The organism is Pseudomonas sp. JY-Q (genome assembly GCF_001655295.1).
GTDB lineage: Bacteria > Pseudomonadota > Gammaproteobacteria > Pseudomonadales > Pseudomonadaceae > Aquipseudomonas > Aquipseudomonas alloputida.
The window spans coordinates 2,533,881-2,547,771 of sequence record NZ_CP011525.1; the positions used below are offsets into that span (position 1 = coordinate 2,533,881).

Consider the following 13,891-nt stretch of genomic DNA (forward strand, 5'->3'; position numbering starts at 1 on the left):
CCTGGCCTCAAGTGCCACTGACCAGCTGATGGGCCAGCTGGTTGTGGCGTTCCAGTACGCGCGGCAGGTCGACGGTGGCCAGCTGGCCGTCTTTCACCACGACGCGGCCGTTGATCACGCTGGTATGCACCTGGGTCGGGGTGCAGAACACCAGTGCCGCCAATGGGTCATGGTGGCCGCCGGCATACGCCACATGGCCCAGGTCGAAGGCGACGAAATCGGCGACCATGCCCGGGGCCAGGGCGCCGATATCATTGCGGTTGAGCACTTTCGCGCCACCCAGGGTGGCAATCTCCAGTGCTTCGCGTGCGGTCATCGCGTCAGGGCCGAAGCCCACCCGTTGCAGCAGCAGGGCCTGGCGCACTTCACCGATCATGCTGGCGCCGTCGTTGGAGGCAGAGCCATCGACCCCCAGGCCCACCGGTACGCCGTGGTCGCGCATCTTGCGTACCGGGGCGATGCCCGAGGCCAGCCGCATGTTCGAGCATGGGCAGTGGGCGACGCCGGTGCCGGTGCGGGCGAACAGCTCAATGCCGTGCTGGTCGAGCTGCACGCAGTGGGCATGCCATACATCATGGCCGACCCAGCCAAGGTCTTCGGCGTACTCGGCAGGGGTCATGCCGAACTTCTCGCGGCTGTAGGCGATGTCGTTGACGTTCTCGGCCAGGTGGGTGTGCAGCGACACCCCATACTGGCGCGCCAGCACGGCAGCTTCGCGCATCAGGTCGCGGCTGACCGAGAACGGCGAGCATGGCGCGACCACGATACGGCGCATCGAGCCGTGGCTGGCATCGTGGTAGTCCTCGATCAGGCGTTGCGATTCCTTGAGGATGTCGGCTTCCTTTTCCACCACCGCGTCAGGTGGCAGGCCGCCTTGGCTCTGCCCCACGCTCATGCTGCCGCGCGCGGCGTGGAAGCGCATGCCGATCTCGGCCGCCGCGTGGATGCTGTCGTCGAGCTTGCAGCCGTTGGGGTAGATATACAGATGGTCGCTGGAGGTGGTGCAGCCGGACAGGATCAGCTCGGCCATGGCGGTCTGGGTCGACACCGCGATCATCTCGGGGGTCAGGCGCGCCCAGATCGGGTACAGGTTGGTCAACCAGTTGAACAGCTCGCCGTCCTGAGCTGCCGGTACCACGCGGGTGAGGCTCTGGTACATGTGGTGGTGGGTGTTGACCAGGCCTGGGATGACCACCTTGCCGGCCATGTCCAGAACCACGTCGGCGTGTTGCGGCAGGGTATCGCTGGGGCCGACTTGCTTGATCAGGTTGCCTTCGATGAACAGGCCGCCGTTCTTGATTTCGCGGCGTTCGCCGTCCATGGTGACCAGCAGCGCGGCGTTTTTGACGAGGAGCGTTTTTGCAGGGTTTGTAGATGACATGGTGCAAGCCTGCGCAATACGCATCGGCGATTACCGATGTCATAGGCGCTCGGTATTGTAAGCAAGCTTTTTACTGATTGTATACAGCTCGAAGTACCCGTGCCGGCCTCTTGGCGGCTTGAGCCGCGAAGAGGCCGGCACGGGTTGCAGCCATGAAAGATCACACCGCCTCGCGGCTGCTCACACCCTCCAGCAACCGGGCAATCCCCAGCGGGTTAGCGTTTTTCAAGGCATCCGGCAGCAGTGCGTCCGGGTAGTTCTGGAAGCACACCGGGCGCAGGAAGCGGTCGATGGCCAAGGTGCCGACCGAAGTGCCGCGGGCGTCGGAGGTGGCCGGGTAAGGGCCGCCATGCACCATGGCATCGGAAACCTCCACACCGGTCGGGTAGCCATTGAGCAGCAAGCGCCCGGCCTTGCGTTCCAGCAACGGCACCAGTGAGGCAAAGGCGTGCAGGTCGTCAGGTTCGGCAATCAGGGTGGCGGTCAGCTGACCTTGCAGGTGACGCAATGCTTCGGCCAGTTGCTGGGCATCGGCCACTTCAACCACCACGGTGCAAGGGCCGAACACTTCTTCCTGCAACAGCGGGTCGCCATTGAGCAGCAGGCTTACGTCGGCCTTGAACAACTGCGGCTGAGCCTGGTTACCCGTTTGCGGTTGGCCGGCCAGATGCTGGATACCCGGGTGCGCCAGCAAGTGCTGCACAGCGTTCTGGTAGCTGCGCAGGGTGCCCACGTTGAGCATGGTCTGCGGGCCTTGGTCGGCCATGCGTGCCACCAGCGTTTGCAGGAAATGCTCGAAGTGTGGCGACCGGATACCCACCACCAGGCCCGGGTTGGTGCAGAACTGCCCGCAGCCCAGCACCACCGAGGCGGCCAGCTCGGTTGCCACCTGTTCACCGCGAGCCTGCAGAGCCTGCGGCAGCACGATCACCGGGTTGATACTGCTCATTTCGGCGAACACAGGGATCGGCTGCGGGCGCGCTGCGGCCATGTCGCACAGGGCGCGGCCACCGCGCAGCGAGCCGGTAAAGCCGACTGCCTGGATGGCTGGGTGCTTGACCAGCGCTTCGCCCACACCGGCACCGTAGATCATGTTGAAAACGCCTGCCGGCATACCGCTGCCGGTCACTGCTCGGTCGATGGCCGCGGCCACATGGGCCGCAGTGAGCATGTGCCCACTGTGTGCCTTGAACACCACCGGGCAGCCGGCGGCCAGCGCCGAAGCGGTGTCACCGCCAGCGGTGGAGAAGGCCAGAGGGAAGTTGCTGGCGCCGAACACGGCCACCGGGCCCACGCCGATGCGGTACTGGCGCAGGTCCGGGCGCGGCAGCGGGGTGCGCTGGGGCAGGGCGCGGTCGATGCGTGCAGCGTAAAAGTCGCCACGCCGTACCACCTCGGCAAACAGGCGCAGCTGGTTGCTGGTGCGGCTGCGTTCGCCGCGGATGCGTGCTTCAGGCAGTGCGGTTTCGCGCATCACATCCTGGATGAAGTCATCACCCAACGCGTCCAGTTCGCTGGCGATCGCGTCGAGAAAAGCGGCGCGTTGGTCCGGGCGGGTGCTGCGGTAGCTCGGGTAGGCCACCTCGGCGGCCTGCGCGGCGGCCTCCACCTCATCGCCAGTCGCCTGGTGGAAGGCGTAGGGCAGTGCTTCACCGGTGTGGGCGTCGAGGCTGTGCAGCAGCACGTCACCGTGGCCACTGAGCTGGCCGGCGATGTGGTTCAGGCGGTGTTCGATGGACATTTCGTTTCCCGTTGGCAATGACAATCGTGGGTCAGGACTGTAGGGGGCGAACGGGGGGCTGAATAATGATTAATCCGGATCGGGTGATAACGAGCAGTTATCACCCGGGTTCTCGCGATGCCCTGCAGGAGCGGTCGCGCAAGGCGTCAGGGCTCACTCGGCCATCTGCAACTCTGGCAGCTTCACGCGCAACGCCCGGGTCAGCCCCAGTAGCACCAACAGGCCCAGGCCCATCCAGCACAGGCCGATGGTGAACGACAGGCTGGTCAGGCTGCTCCATAGCCACAGCGTGCTGAGAAAGCCCAGGCCAGGAATGGCGCCGTACAGCAGGCAGTTGCGGCAACCGCGCAGTTTCTGATCAACCAGGTAGTGCTTGACCACCGCCAGGTTCACCGCCGAAAAGGCGAACAGTGCGCCAAAGCTGATCATGTTCGCCACGGTATCCAGGGTGATCACCAGGGCGATCAGCGACAGCAGGCTGACCACCAGGATGGCAGTGGCCGGCACGCGCTTTTTCGTCACCAGCTGGCCGAATGCCCGCGGCAATGCGCCGTCACGGCCCATGGCGAACAGTACGCGCGACACGCTGGCCTGGGACACCATGGCCGAGGCGAAGCAGCCGGCCACGTAGGTCGCGGTGAAGGCGGTTACCAGCAGCTCGCCGCCCACCCGGCGCATCACGTCGACCGACGCCGAATCCGGATCGGCGAAGCTGCCCCAATCGGGGAACACCATCTGTGCGCAATAAGACACCACCAGAAACAGCAGGCCGCCGATCAACGACACCGCCAGAATCGCCACGGGAATGCGGTAGGTCGGGTTACTGGTTTCCTCAGCCATGGTCGATACCGCATCGAAGCCGAGGAACGACAGGCACAGCACGGCGGCGCCGGTCATGATCAACGGCACGCTGAAGCCTTCGTGGTGCAAGGGGGCCAGCAGCGACACCGGCTCCGCCTGTCCGCTGAGCTTGAGAATGGACAGGGCGACGAAGACGATGATGAACACCAGTTGCACCACCACCAGGATCCAGTTGACCCGGGTGATCGACTCGATGCCGATCAGGTTGAGGAAGGTGACCAGGGCAATGGAGCCCGCCACCCACACCCAGGCATGGATGGTCGGGAAGTATTCCGACATGTAGATGCCGATCAGCAGGTAGCTGAGCAGCGGCAGAAAGATGTAATCGAGCAGCAGTGTCCAACCGGTGATGAAGCCGATATGGCTGCCGAAGGCCTTGCGCGTGTAGGTGTAGACCGAGCCGGAGTAGGGGTGGGCCTGGACCATGCGGCCGTAACTGTAGGCGGTCAGCAGCATGGCGGCGAGCGTGAGCAGGTAGGCGGTGGGCAGGTGCCCTTTGGTCATCTGGGTGACCAGCCCGTAGGTGGTGAATACGGCCAGGGGCACCATGTAGGCCAGGCCAAACAGCACCAGGGCGGTCATGCTCATGGACTTGCGGAAGCGGCCGGTGCTGGTACCGGGTTGCGAGGGTGCATGCGGGGCGGGGCTATGGGCTGTACTTGTTGTTGTATGCATTGCTAACTCCTGAAAAGGGATGCAGGACACCGCGGCAGGCGAGCAGGCTCGCAACCGTTAGGTGCTGTGCAAGGAGGTCGAGCGGAAAGCTCGCAGCGCTGGGGCGGGTTGATGCTCCCACACCCTGCAGGCACCCGGAATCACCCTTTGGGGTGAGCGGCCACTGCCCTTGCCCGGCTCACCCCAAAGGGTGATTCCGGTGCCTGCAGCCCCGTGGGAGTATCTGCTCAACGACGCACCGCACTGGCGGCGGTGCCACTGAGAAGAAACGGCAGGCTTACAGTGACTAATCAATTGCTTTCAGCACAATGGTTCGAGCACCAGGCCAAGGTCACCGAGGCGATCGGCCGGCCGGCTTTGCCGCCAGCCTGTTTGCTGCATTGAGTGTGATACGGCCGATCCAGGCGACCACGGTGTACCTGTACCCGCACGACGGCATGCCCTGTGCGCTGTTCGAGCAGGATGACAAGGCACCTTGGCAGCCCGAGGGCAATGTCAGCCGCTACCTGTCGGGCTTCTACCTGCTTGACCCGTTCTACGGTGCTTGTGTGGAACAGGTCGAATCCGGCTGCTACGGCCTGTTCGAAGTGGCGCCCGATCACTTCGAGGTCAGCGAATACTACCAATCGTTCTACCGCCACTCGCACCTGGAGGACGAACTCAACTACATCCTGCAGGTGGCGCCCGGGCAAAGCCTGGCGGTGTCGCTGGCCTTCACCGACAAGCTGGATGGGCAAAGCCGCACGCGGTTCGGGCTCATCACGCCTTGGGTGCTGGCGGTACTCGGCAAGCATTTTGCCGGGCTGGACAGCCGCGCAGGCCGCTTCGAGAACATCCTCGAGCAACGTATCCATGCCGCGCTGAACAACTTCGGCAGCTCGCTGCTGACCGAGCGTGAATGCCGTATCGCCCAGCTGATCCTGCGTGGTCACTCGACCAGGTCGCTGGCCGAGCGGCTGGGGGTGTCGGAAGACACCATCAAGTCGCACCGCAAGAACGTCTACGTCAAGCTCGACATCGGCACCCAGTCCGAACTGTTCTCCCTGTTCATCGACGCACTGGCCAATGCCCAGGGCGTGCTGGGCAAGGACCCGCTGGAAAGCTACATGGGCAAGCTGCGCTGAGCGCCAGCTTCCCTGCAACCCCACCGCAAAGGAAAACCAACAATGAACGCGCCTTTCGCCCCGCAACGCCAGACCCGTGACTATCAGGCAGCCGATGCCGCCCACCACATTCATGCCTTCCTCGACCAGAAGGCGCTGAACGCCGAAGGGCCGCGGGTGATCGTCGGTGGCGAACGCCTGCACCTGTGGGACAGCGAGGGCAAGCGTTACCTGGATGGCATGTCCGGCCTGTGGTGCACCCAGCTCGGTTATGGCCGTCGTGACCTGACGGCCGCCGCAGCCACGCAGATGGATCAGCTGGCCTACTACAACATGTTCTTCCACACCACCCACCCGGCGGTGATCGAACTGTCCGAGTTGCTGTTCAGCCTGCTGCCGGGGCACTACAGCCACGCGATCTACACCAACTCCGGCTCCGAGGCCAACGAGGTACTGATCCGCACCGTGCGCCGCTATTGGCAGGTGGTTGGCCAGCCAGGCAAGAAAATCATGATCGGCCGCTGGAACGGCTACCACGGCTCAACCCTGGCGGCCACGGCGCTGGGCGGGATGAAGTTCATGCACGACATGGGCGGGCTGATTCCGGATGTGGCACACATCGACGAACCTTACTGGTACGCCGAGGGCGGTGAACTGACTCCGGCCGAGTTCGGCCGCCGCTGCGCCCTGCAGCTGGAGGAAAAAATCCTCGAACTGGGTGCCGAGAACGTTGCCGGCTTCATTGCCGAACCCTTCCAGGGGGCCGGCGGCATGATCTTCCCGCCGGAAAGCTACTGGCCGGAAATCCAGCGTATCTGCCGCCAATACGACGTGCTGCTGTGCGCCGATGAGGTGATCGGTGGCTTTGGCCGCACCGGCGAATGGTTCGCCCATGAATACTTCGGCTTCGAGCCCGACACCTTGTCGATTGCCAAGGGCCTGACCAGCGGCTATGTGCCCATGGGCGGCCTGGTGCTGAGCAAGCGCATTGCCGAGGCGTTGGTGGAGCGCGGCGGGGTATTTGCCCACGGCCTGACCTATTCCGGCCACCCGGTGGCGGCGGCAGTGGCCATCGCCAACCTGAAGGCGCTGCGTGACGAAGGCATCGTGCGCCAGGTGAAGGACGACACGGGGCCGTACCTGCAGCGCATTCTGCGGGAAGTGTTTGCCGACCACCCATTGATCGGTCAGGTGCAAGGGGCCGGGCTGGTGGCGGCGCTGCAGTTTGCCGAGCACAAGCCGACGCGCAAGCGCTTTGCCAACGAGAACGACCTGGCCTGGCAGTGCCGCACCTTTGGTTTCGAGGAAGGGGTGATCATTCGCTCGACCCTGGGCCGGATGATCATGGCCCCGGCCTTGATCGCCAACCACAGCGAGCTGGATGAGCTGGTGGAGAAGACCCGGATAGCCGTAGACCGCACGGCGCGGCTGGTCGGCAAGCTCTAAGCCTTCTGGGGGCGCTTCGCGCCCCGATCGCGACGCAAGGCCGCTCCCACAGCAATCGCGTCGCTTGCAGGGGCAACGCTGTTCTTTTGGGAGCGGCCTTGTGTCGCGATTGGGCTGCAAAGCAGCCCCGGCGATTCATCCGTGGGACGACGCCCCCATCCAAAAGATTGCTCCCATGTTTACCAGGAGTACACATGTATACCCTCGAATTCTGGCAACAGCGCGCTTCGGATCTGTACCTGCCATCCCAGGCGCTTATCAGCGGCAAACCCGTCAACGCACAGGATGGCGCCACCTTCGCAGCCATCAACCCCGCCACCCACAACGTAATGGCACAGGTTACCGCCTGCGGCCAGGCCGAGGTCGACCTGGCTGTCGCCAGCGCCCGTCGAGCCTTCGAGCAAGGCCCCTGGCCGCGCATGGCGCCGGGCGAGCGCAAGAAAGTGCTGCTGCGCCTGGCCGAGCTGATCATGGCCCATCGTGAAGAACTGGCATTGCTGGACTCGCTGAACATGGGCAAGCCGGTGATGGACGCCTACAACATCGACGTGCCGGGCTCGGCACACGTGTTCGGCTGGTACGGCGAAGCGCTGGACAAGCTGTACGACCAAGTGGCGCCCACGGCGCCCACGGCGCTGGCCACCATCACCCGCGAAGCACTCGGTGTGGTCGCGGCTGTGGTGCCGTGGAATTTCCCCCTCGACATGGCCGCCTGGAAGCTGGCCCCGGCGCTGGCTGCCGGTAACAGCGTGGTACTCAAGCCCGCCGAGCAATCACCGTTTTCGGCCCTGCGCCTGGCCCAACTGGCGCTGGAAGCGGGGTTGCCGGAAGGCGTACTGAACGTGGTGCCGGGCCTGGGCGAGCAGGCCGGGCAGGCGCTGGGCCTGCACCCGGATGTGGACTGCCTGGTATTCACCGGCTCCACCCAGGTGGGCAAGTACTTCATGCAGTACTCGGCGCAGTCCAACCTCAAGCAGGTGTGGCTGGAGTGCGGCGGCAAGAGCCCAAACCTGGTGTTCGACAACTGCCAGGACCTGGACCTGGCGGCGGAAAAGGCCGCCTTCGGCATTTTCTTCAACCAGGGCGAGGTGTGTTCGGCCAACTCGCGGCTGTACGTGCAGCGTGCCATCCACGATGAGTTCATCGAGCGCCTGCAGGCCAAGGCTCGCCAGTGGCTGCCCGGTAACCCGCTGGATCCGGCGAGCCGCGCCGGGGCCATTGTCGATGCCGAGCAGACCGGCCGCATCGAGGCCGCCATCGTGCGTGCCGGGCAAGAGGGCGCGCGATTGGTGTGTGGCGGCCGACGCCTGACCGTCGAAGGTTCGGACAACTACATCGAGCCGACCATTTTTGCCGGTGTCGAGGGCCGCATGGGCCTGGCGCGGGAGGAGGTGTTCGGCCCGGTGCTGGCGGTCAGCGCCTTCGACACCGAAGAAGAAGCGGTGCGCCTGGCCAACGACAGCATCTATGGCCTGGCAGCCTCGGTGTGGAGTGACGACTTCAACCAGGTGCACCGGGTAGCGCGGGCGTTGAAAGCCGGTACCGTATCGGTGAACACGGTCGATGCGCTGGATGTGACGGTGCCGTTCGGTGGGGGCAAGCAGTCGGGGTTTGGCCGTGATCTGTCACTGCATTCGTTCGACAAGTATTCGCAGCTCAAGACCACCTGGTACCAGTTGCGCGGCTGATGTCCTGATCATGGCCCACGTCGCCTGCGTCGCGGTACAAAGCCTTGCACGATCGTCTGTAAACGTGTTGCCGGCCCGGCAGAACGCTCACATGCACTCTACACTGCTGCAGACATCAGCCAAGGCAATGTGCCGCACATGGAGTACCTGGGATGGGCTGCGTGTCGACGGGGCGTGTCGTTGGCAATAGAGGACGTGGTATTTCACTGCAGTGGCTGGTGGCGCTGGCCATCGTGCTGGGCATGCTGCTGCTCGGCGCTGCCCTGGCCTGGCAGGGGTACCGCGGTATTCGCCAAACCCTTGTGGCTGCTGCTGGCGATGCCGCCCAGCAGGTTGCCAAGACGATCGACGAGCGCGCCAGGCGCCTGATTGAGCCTGCGCAAAGCAGCATTCGCCTGCTTGCCCACAACCCGACTGTGCACACCCAGGCACAGCGCCTGGATCGGCTGCCACAGCTGGTGGAAATGCTGGACGCCAACCGCATGCTCAGCGCCGCCTATCTGGGTTACCCCAGCGGCGAGTTCCTGCTGGTGCGTCGCCTGCATGACCCGCAGCTGATGCAGCGTTTCGCCGCTCCACCGGGCACGGCATTTCTGGTGCAGAGCGTCAGCCATGGCGAGGGCGCCAAGGTGCAGGGCGAGTGGCGTTTTTATGATCGGGCGCTGAACCTGTTGCAGGCCCAGGCCAAACCTGACTATCGCTACGATCCACGCCTGCGCCCCTGGTTCGCTGAAGCCACGGTACAACCCTCTACGGTGCTGACTCGCCCTTATGTGTTCTTCACCACCCGCGAGGTCGGCTTGACCATGGCCCAACGTAGCGTCGACGGTGGCGCCGTGATCGGCCTGGATGTCTCGGTCAACGACTTGGCCAGCGAGACTCAGGACCTGCGCATGACCCCGGGTACCGAGATCGTGGTGGTCGATGACCAGGGCAACGTTGTGGCCTATCCGGACCCGCAGCGGGCAATCGTGCACGAAGGGCAAGGCGTGCGCCTGTCGCGTGTCGCCGAGCTGGGCGCTCCCAGCCTGGCGCGGCTATACGCTGACCTGCCCAAGGGCAACCAGCCTCAGCCTTATCAGGTGGATGGCCAGACCTGGTATGGCATTCGTGTGCATCTGACCACCCTGGCCGGGCACGACTTGTACGTGCTGATTGCCGTACCCGGCCACGAGTTACTGGTGGGGGCGCGCAAAGTCTTGTACGAGCAGTTGCTCTGGACCGTGGCGCTGATGGCCGTGCTGCTGGTGCTCGGCGGTGTGCTTGGCCGGCGCATTGGCCGCCCGCTGCGGCTGTTGCGCGAGCAGGTTCAAGGCTTGGCCAGTTTTGATTTCAGCCGTGAGGTGGGCGTGCACTCGCGGGTTTCCGAGGTGCGTGAACTGAGCCGCGTGCTGAGCCGCATGTCCGGTACCATTCGCCACTTTCAGGCGATTACCCTTACGCTCAGCCGTGAGCGAAACCTGGAGCGCATGCTCGACGGCGTGCTGAACCATCTGGTAGAAGCTGCCGGGGGCGACGCCGGCGGGGTTTACCTGTATGACGCTGAACAGGCTTTGCTGCGCCTGGCCGCCTCGTGCCGCGGTGAACACTACCCAAGCGAGCTGGCAGTGGATGAGGGCGCCCGGCAGCACTTGGCTGTAACAGTGACCCAGGCCCTCGGCCTGCATGAGCGCAGTCTGGCCGTGGTGCTGAATGACCGTAGCCAGGCACTGTTGGGCATCCTGGTCCTGCAAATGGACGAAGAGCAGGCGCAGGAGCGGGTGGGCGAGGCATTCCGGCGCTTTGTCGAGGAATTGTCCGGAGTGGCTGCGGTGGCTATCGAAACCCGCCAGTTGGTCGAAGCCCAGCAACGCCTGCTGGACGCCATGATCAAGCTGCTGGCAGACGCCATCGATGCCAAGAGCCCCTATACCGGTGGCCACTGCGAGCGGGTGCCTCAGCTGGCGCAGATGCTGCTGGATCAGGCAGTGGCAGCCGACAGCGGCCCGTTCGCCAGCTTCAGCATGACCGAGGCAGAACGGTACGAGTTCCGTGTGGCAGCGTGGCTGCACGATTGTGGCAAGGTCACCAGCCCCGAGTACGTGGTGGACAAGGCGACCAAGCTGGAGACCCTGTACAACCGCATCCACGAAGTCCGCATGCGTTTCGAAGTGCTGTGGCGCGATGCGGAGCTGGCCTACTGGCAAGGCCTGGCCAGTGGCGCCGACCAGCAGGTGCTGAAAGCCGCACTGCAGCGAAGCCAGGCCGAGCTGCAGGACGACTTCGCTTTCGTCGCCCAGGCCAACATCGGCGGCGAGTTCATGCAGGACACCGATATCCAGCGCTTGCAGGTGATCGGCAAGCGCCGCTGGCTGCGCCATTTCGATAACCGCCTGGGCATCTCCCGTGACGAGGCGGAACGCCTTGTCGGCGTGCCGCAGCCTGCACTGCCGACAGAGGAGCCATTGCTGGCTGATCGCCCCGAGCACTGCGTGCCCTGGGGCACCCGCACGCCGCCGGTGGTAAAGGACGACCCGCGTAATATCTGGGGGTTCGACATGCACCTGCCAGGCCACGCCAGCAACTATGGCGAGCTGTACAACCTGTCCATCCGCCGTGGCACGCTGACGGACGAAGAACGCTTCAAGATCAACGAACACATCGTGCAGACCATCATCATGCTCAGTGCACTGCCGCTCCCGCGCCACCTCAAGCGGGTACCCGACATCGCCGGCAACCACCACGAAAAGATGAACGGCAGCGGCTATCCGCGCCGCCTGGGCGGGCAGGACCTGGGCATCGCCGAGCGGGTGATGGCGATTGCCGACATCTTCGAAGCACTGACGGCAGCAGACCGGCCTTACAAACCCCCGAAGACGCTGTCCGAATCGGTGAAGATCCTGGTGGCCATGGCCCGCGAGGGGCACGTCGACGGGCAACTGCTACAACTGTTCCTCAGCAGCGGGGTATACCGCCAATATGCCGAGCGCTTCCTGCGCACCGAGCAGATCGACGAGGTGGATGTGGTCTACTGGCTGGCGCAGATTCAGGAGCGCAGCGCAGCGAGACCTGTGAGCTGAGGGACGACAGCGCTGAAAAATCAGACCGCGTGGCGCTCGATTCAAGCGCCACGGCCTTTCCCTGCGTCCTCCTGCAGAGCGCCGACCACCCGGGTATTGTGGATCAGCTCACTCATACCCCTGCACCCCGGCAATGTGCCGCCCGGCGACATAGCCAAAGGTCAGCGCCGGCCCCAGGTTGATGCCGCCCGACGGGTACCAGCCACCAAACACGCTGGCCATGTCGGTACCTGCTGCATACAGGCCTGCAATCGGTTGCCCGGCCTCATCCAGTACACGGGCATTGCCGTCGGTGCGCAACCCGGCGAAGGTGCCAAAACAGCCGGGCTTTACTTTCACCGCATAGAACGGCCCGTGCTCGATGGGCGCCACGCAAGGGTTAGGGCCCTTGTGCTGTGGGTCACCCTGCTTGCGGTTGAACGGCGTGGAACCACGGCCAAACGCCGGGTCCTGGCCGTTACGGGCATGGTTATTGAAGTCAGTGACCGTGGCGCGCAGCCCGGACGGGTCAATGCCGCAGGCCTGGGCGAGCTGCTCGAGCGTGGCGCCGCGTTTCAGGTAGCCGTTGCGCACATGCGGCCCTACCGGCAGCGGTGCCGGGCGAGCATGCCCCAGGCCATAGCGGCGCAAGAAGCGATGATCGCAAACCAGCCACGAGCACACCTCCTGGCCCTGCGGCACTGCAGCGACCATGGCCGACACATAGTCGTAATAGCCATGCGCTTCGTTGACGAAACGCTTGCCGTTGGCCAGCACGCCGATAACGCCCGGTTTGCCGCGCTCGATAATGTGCGGGAAGTGGCCGACGCTGCCGTCGCGATACGGCACCTGTGAAACCGGTGCCCAGGCCACCGGCGACTTCAGGTCGGTGGCAACCACACCGCCGGCGGATTCGCCCAGGCGCAGGCCATCGCCAGAACACCCCTTGGGCGGCAGCGCCAGGTTGTCGTGGCCGCTGGCATCGCGCGGGAACAGTTGCTGGCGCCGGGCGTTGTCATTGGGGAAACCACCTGCCGCCAGCACCACGGCCTTGGCGCGGATCAGCTGCTCGCCCTGTGGCGTCGCGACCCACGCCCCGCGTACCTGGCCACCCTCGATCAGCAGGCGTTTGGCCGGCGCCGACGCTTGCAGGTGCACACCCAGGTCCTGTGCCGATTTAGCCAGGCGCGCCACCAGTGCCACACCGTTGACCAGGTGCATGGCCCGACCATGGCGGGCCAGGTGGTACAGGTGGCGGCCAAAGCGCTTGCACACGTGCAGCAGGGCTTTGGGTGAGCGGGTCATGTTGAGGAAGGCGGCAAGGTCGGCACCGGCCATGATCGGCATGCCCATGAACGAGGTTTCGCGCATGGTCTTGCGCAAGCGTGGCAGCAGGGCGCCAACCTCGCGGGCATCGTAGGGCGCGGCGATCACCTGGTGGCCGCCAAGGGCTGCCCCCGGCGTATCGCCATGCATGTCCGGGATGCCGTTGCCGTCGGCAAACTGCAACGCCGTGTACTTCTCGAAAAACGCCACCATGTGCGGGCACGCCTCAAGGAAGGCATCGACGCGCTCGGCATTGTAGTTCGCCCCCAGCTCATGGCGCAGATAAGTCCGCGGCTGCTCGATGTCTTCCTCGATGCCGGCCCTGCGCGCCAGCGGGTTGCGTGGCACCCAGGCCCAGCCGCCGGACCAGGCGGTGGCGCCGCCAAACACCGGTTCTTTCTCCGCCACGATCACCTTCTGCCCATGCCAGGCAGCCGTGACAGCCGCCGCCAGCCCGGCGGCGCCAGAACCTATGACCAGTACATCGCATTCGGTTTCGAGAGGAGCGGAAGGCATTGCGGGTTTCCTGTGCTTTTATTAGAACAATGTTCCATATTCTTATCGGCAGCGGGTGGTCCTGCAAGGTCAGGTTGGTCATGTCAGGCAAGAACTGGGCGATCATCGGACATTCG

Annotated in this window: 7 protein-coding genes and 1 pseudogene; 4 read left to right on the forward strand and 4 right to left on the reverse strand. The window is 64.6% G+C overall.

Going from position 1 to position 13,891, the window contains the following annotated elements; genetic code table 11:
• Nucleotides 1-7: 7 nt before the first annotated feature.
• The 3 genes from AA098_RS11570 to AA098_RS11580 form a co-directional block, all read right to left on the reverse strand.
• Complete coding sequence (locus tag AA098_RS11570) at nucleotides 8-1,381, reverse strand: 8-oxoguanine deaminase (RefSeq protein WP_019751907.1); 1,374 nt, start codon at nucleotides 1,379-1,381, stop codon at nucleotides 8-10.
• A 160-nt stretch (nucleotides 1,382-1,541) separates the two neighbouring features.
• Nucleotides 1,542-3,122, reverse strand: a complete 1,581-nt coding sequence (locus AA098_RS11575; RefSeq protein ID WP_064614233.1) for an aldehyde dehydrogenase (NADP(+)) — start codon at nucleotides 3,120-3,122, stop codon at nucleotides 1,542-1,544.
• A 153-nt stretch (nucleotides 3,123-3,275) separates the two neighbouring features.
• Nucleotides 3,276-4,658, reverse strand: a complete 1,383-nt coding sequence (locus AA098_RS11580; protein WP_012052810.1) for an APC family permease — start codon at nucleotides 4,656-4,658, stop codon at nucleotides 3,276-3,278.
• 282 nt (nucleotides 4,659-4,940) lie between these two features.
• Here AA098_RS11580 and AA098_RS11585 point away from each other — a divergent pair.
• From AA098_RS11585 to AA098_RS11600, 4 genes and pseudogenes are all read left to right on the forward strand, one after another.
• Nucleotides 4,941-5,782 (forward strand): annotated as a pseudogene (locus tag AA098_RS11585) (LuxR C-terminal-related transcriptional regulator).
• A gap of 42 nt (nucleotides 5,783-5,824) precedes the next feature.
• Nucleotides 5,825-7,207, forward strand: coding sequence for an aspartate aminotransferase family protein (locus AA098_RS11590; RefSeq protein ID WP_003250846.1), 1,383 nt, complete (start codon nucleotides 5,825-5,827; stop codon nucleotides 7,205-7,207).
• Nucleotides 7,208-7,401: 194 nt separating this feature from the next.
• Complete coding sequence (locus AA098_RS11595) at nucleotides 7,402-8,895, forward strand: aldehyde dehydrogenase (protein ID WP_054888795.1); 1,494 nt, start codon at nucleotides 7,402-7,404, stop codon at nucleotides 8,893-8,895.
• A gap of 152 nt (nucleotides 8,896-9,047) precedes the next feature.
• Entirely contained in the window at nucleotides 9,048-11,954 is a 2,907-nt protein-coding gene (locus tag AA098_RS11600) for an HD domain-containing phosphohydrolase (RefSeq protein WP_064614234.1), read from the forward strand.
• Between the two features lie 108 nt (nucleotides 11,955-12,062).
• On the opposite strand, the gene AA098_RS11605 is transcribed toward AA098_RS11600, so the two are convergent.
• A complete protein-coding gene (locus tag AA098_RS11605; protein WP_003250851.1) occupies nucleotides 12,063-13,775 on the reverse strand; it encodes an FAD-dependent oxidoreductase in 1,713 nt (570 codons plus the stop codon).
• Between the last annotated feature and the right edge of the window lie 116 nt (nucleotides 13,776-13,891).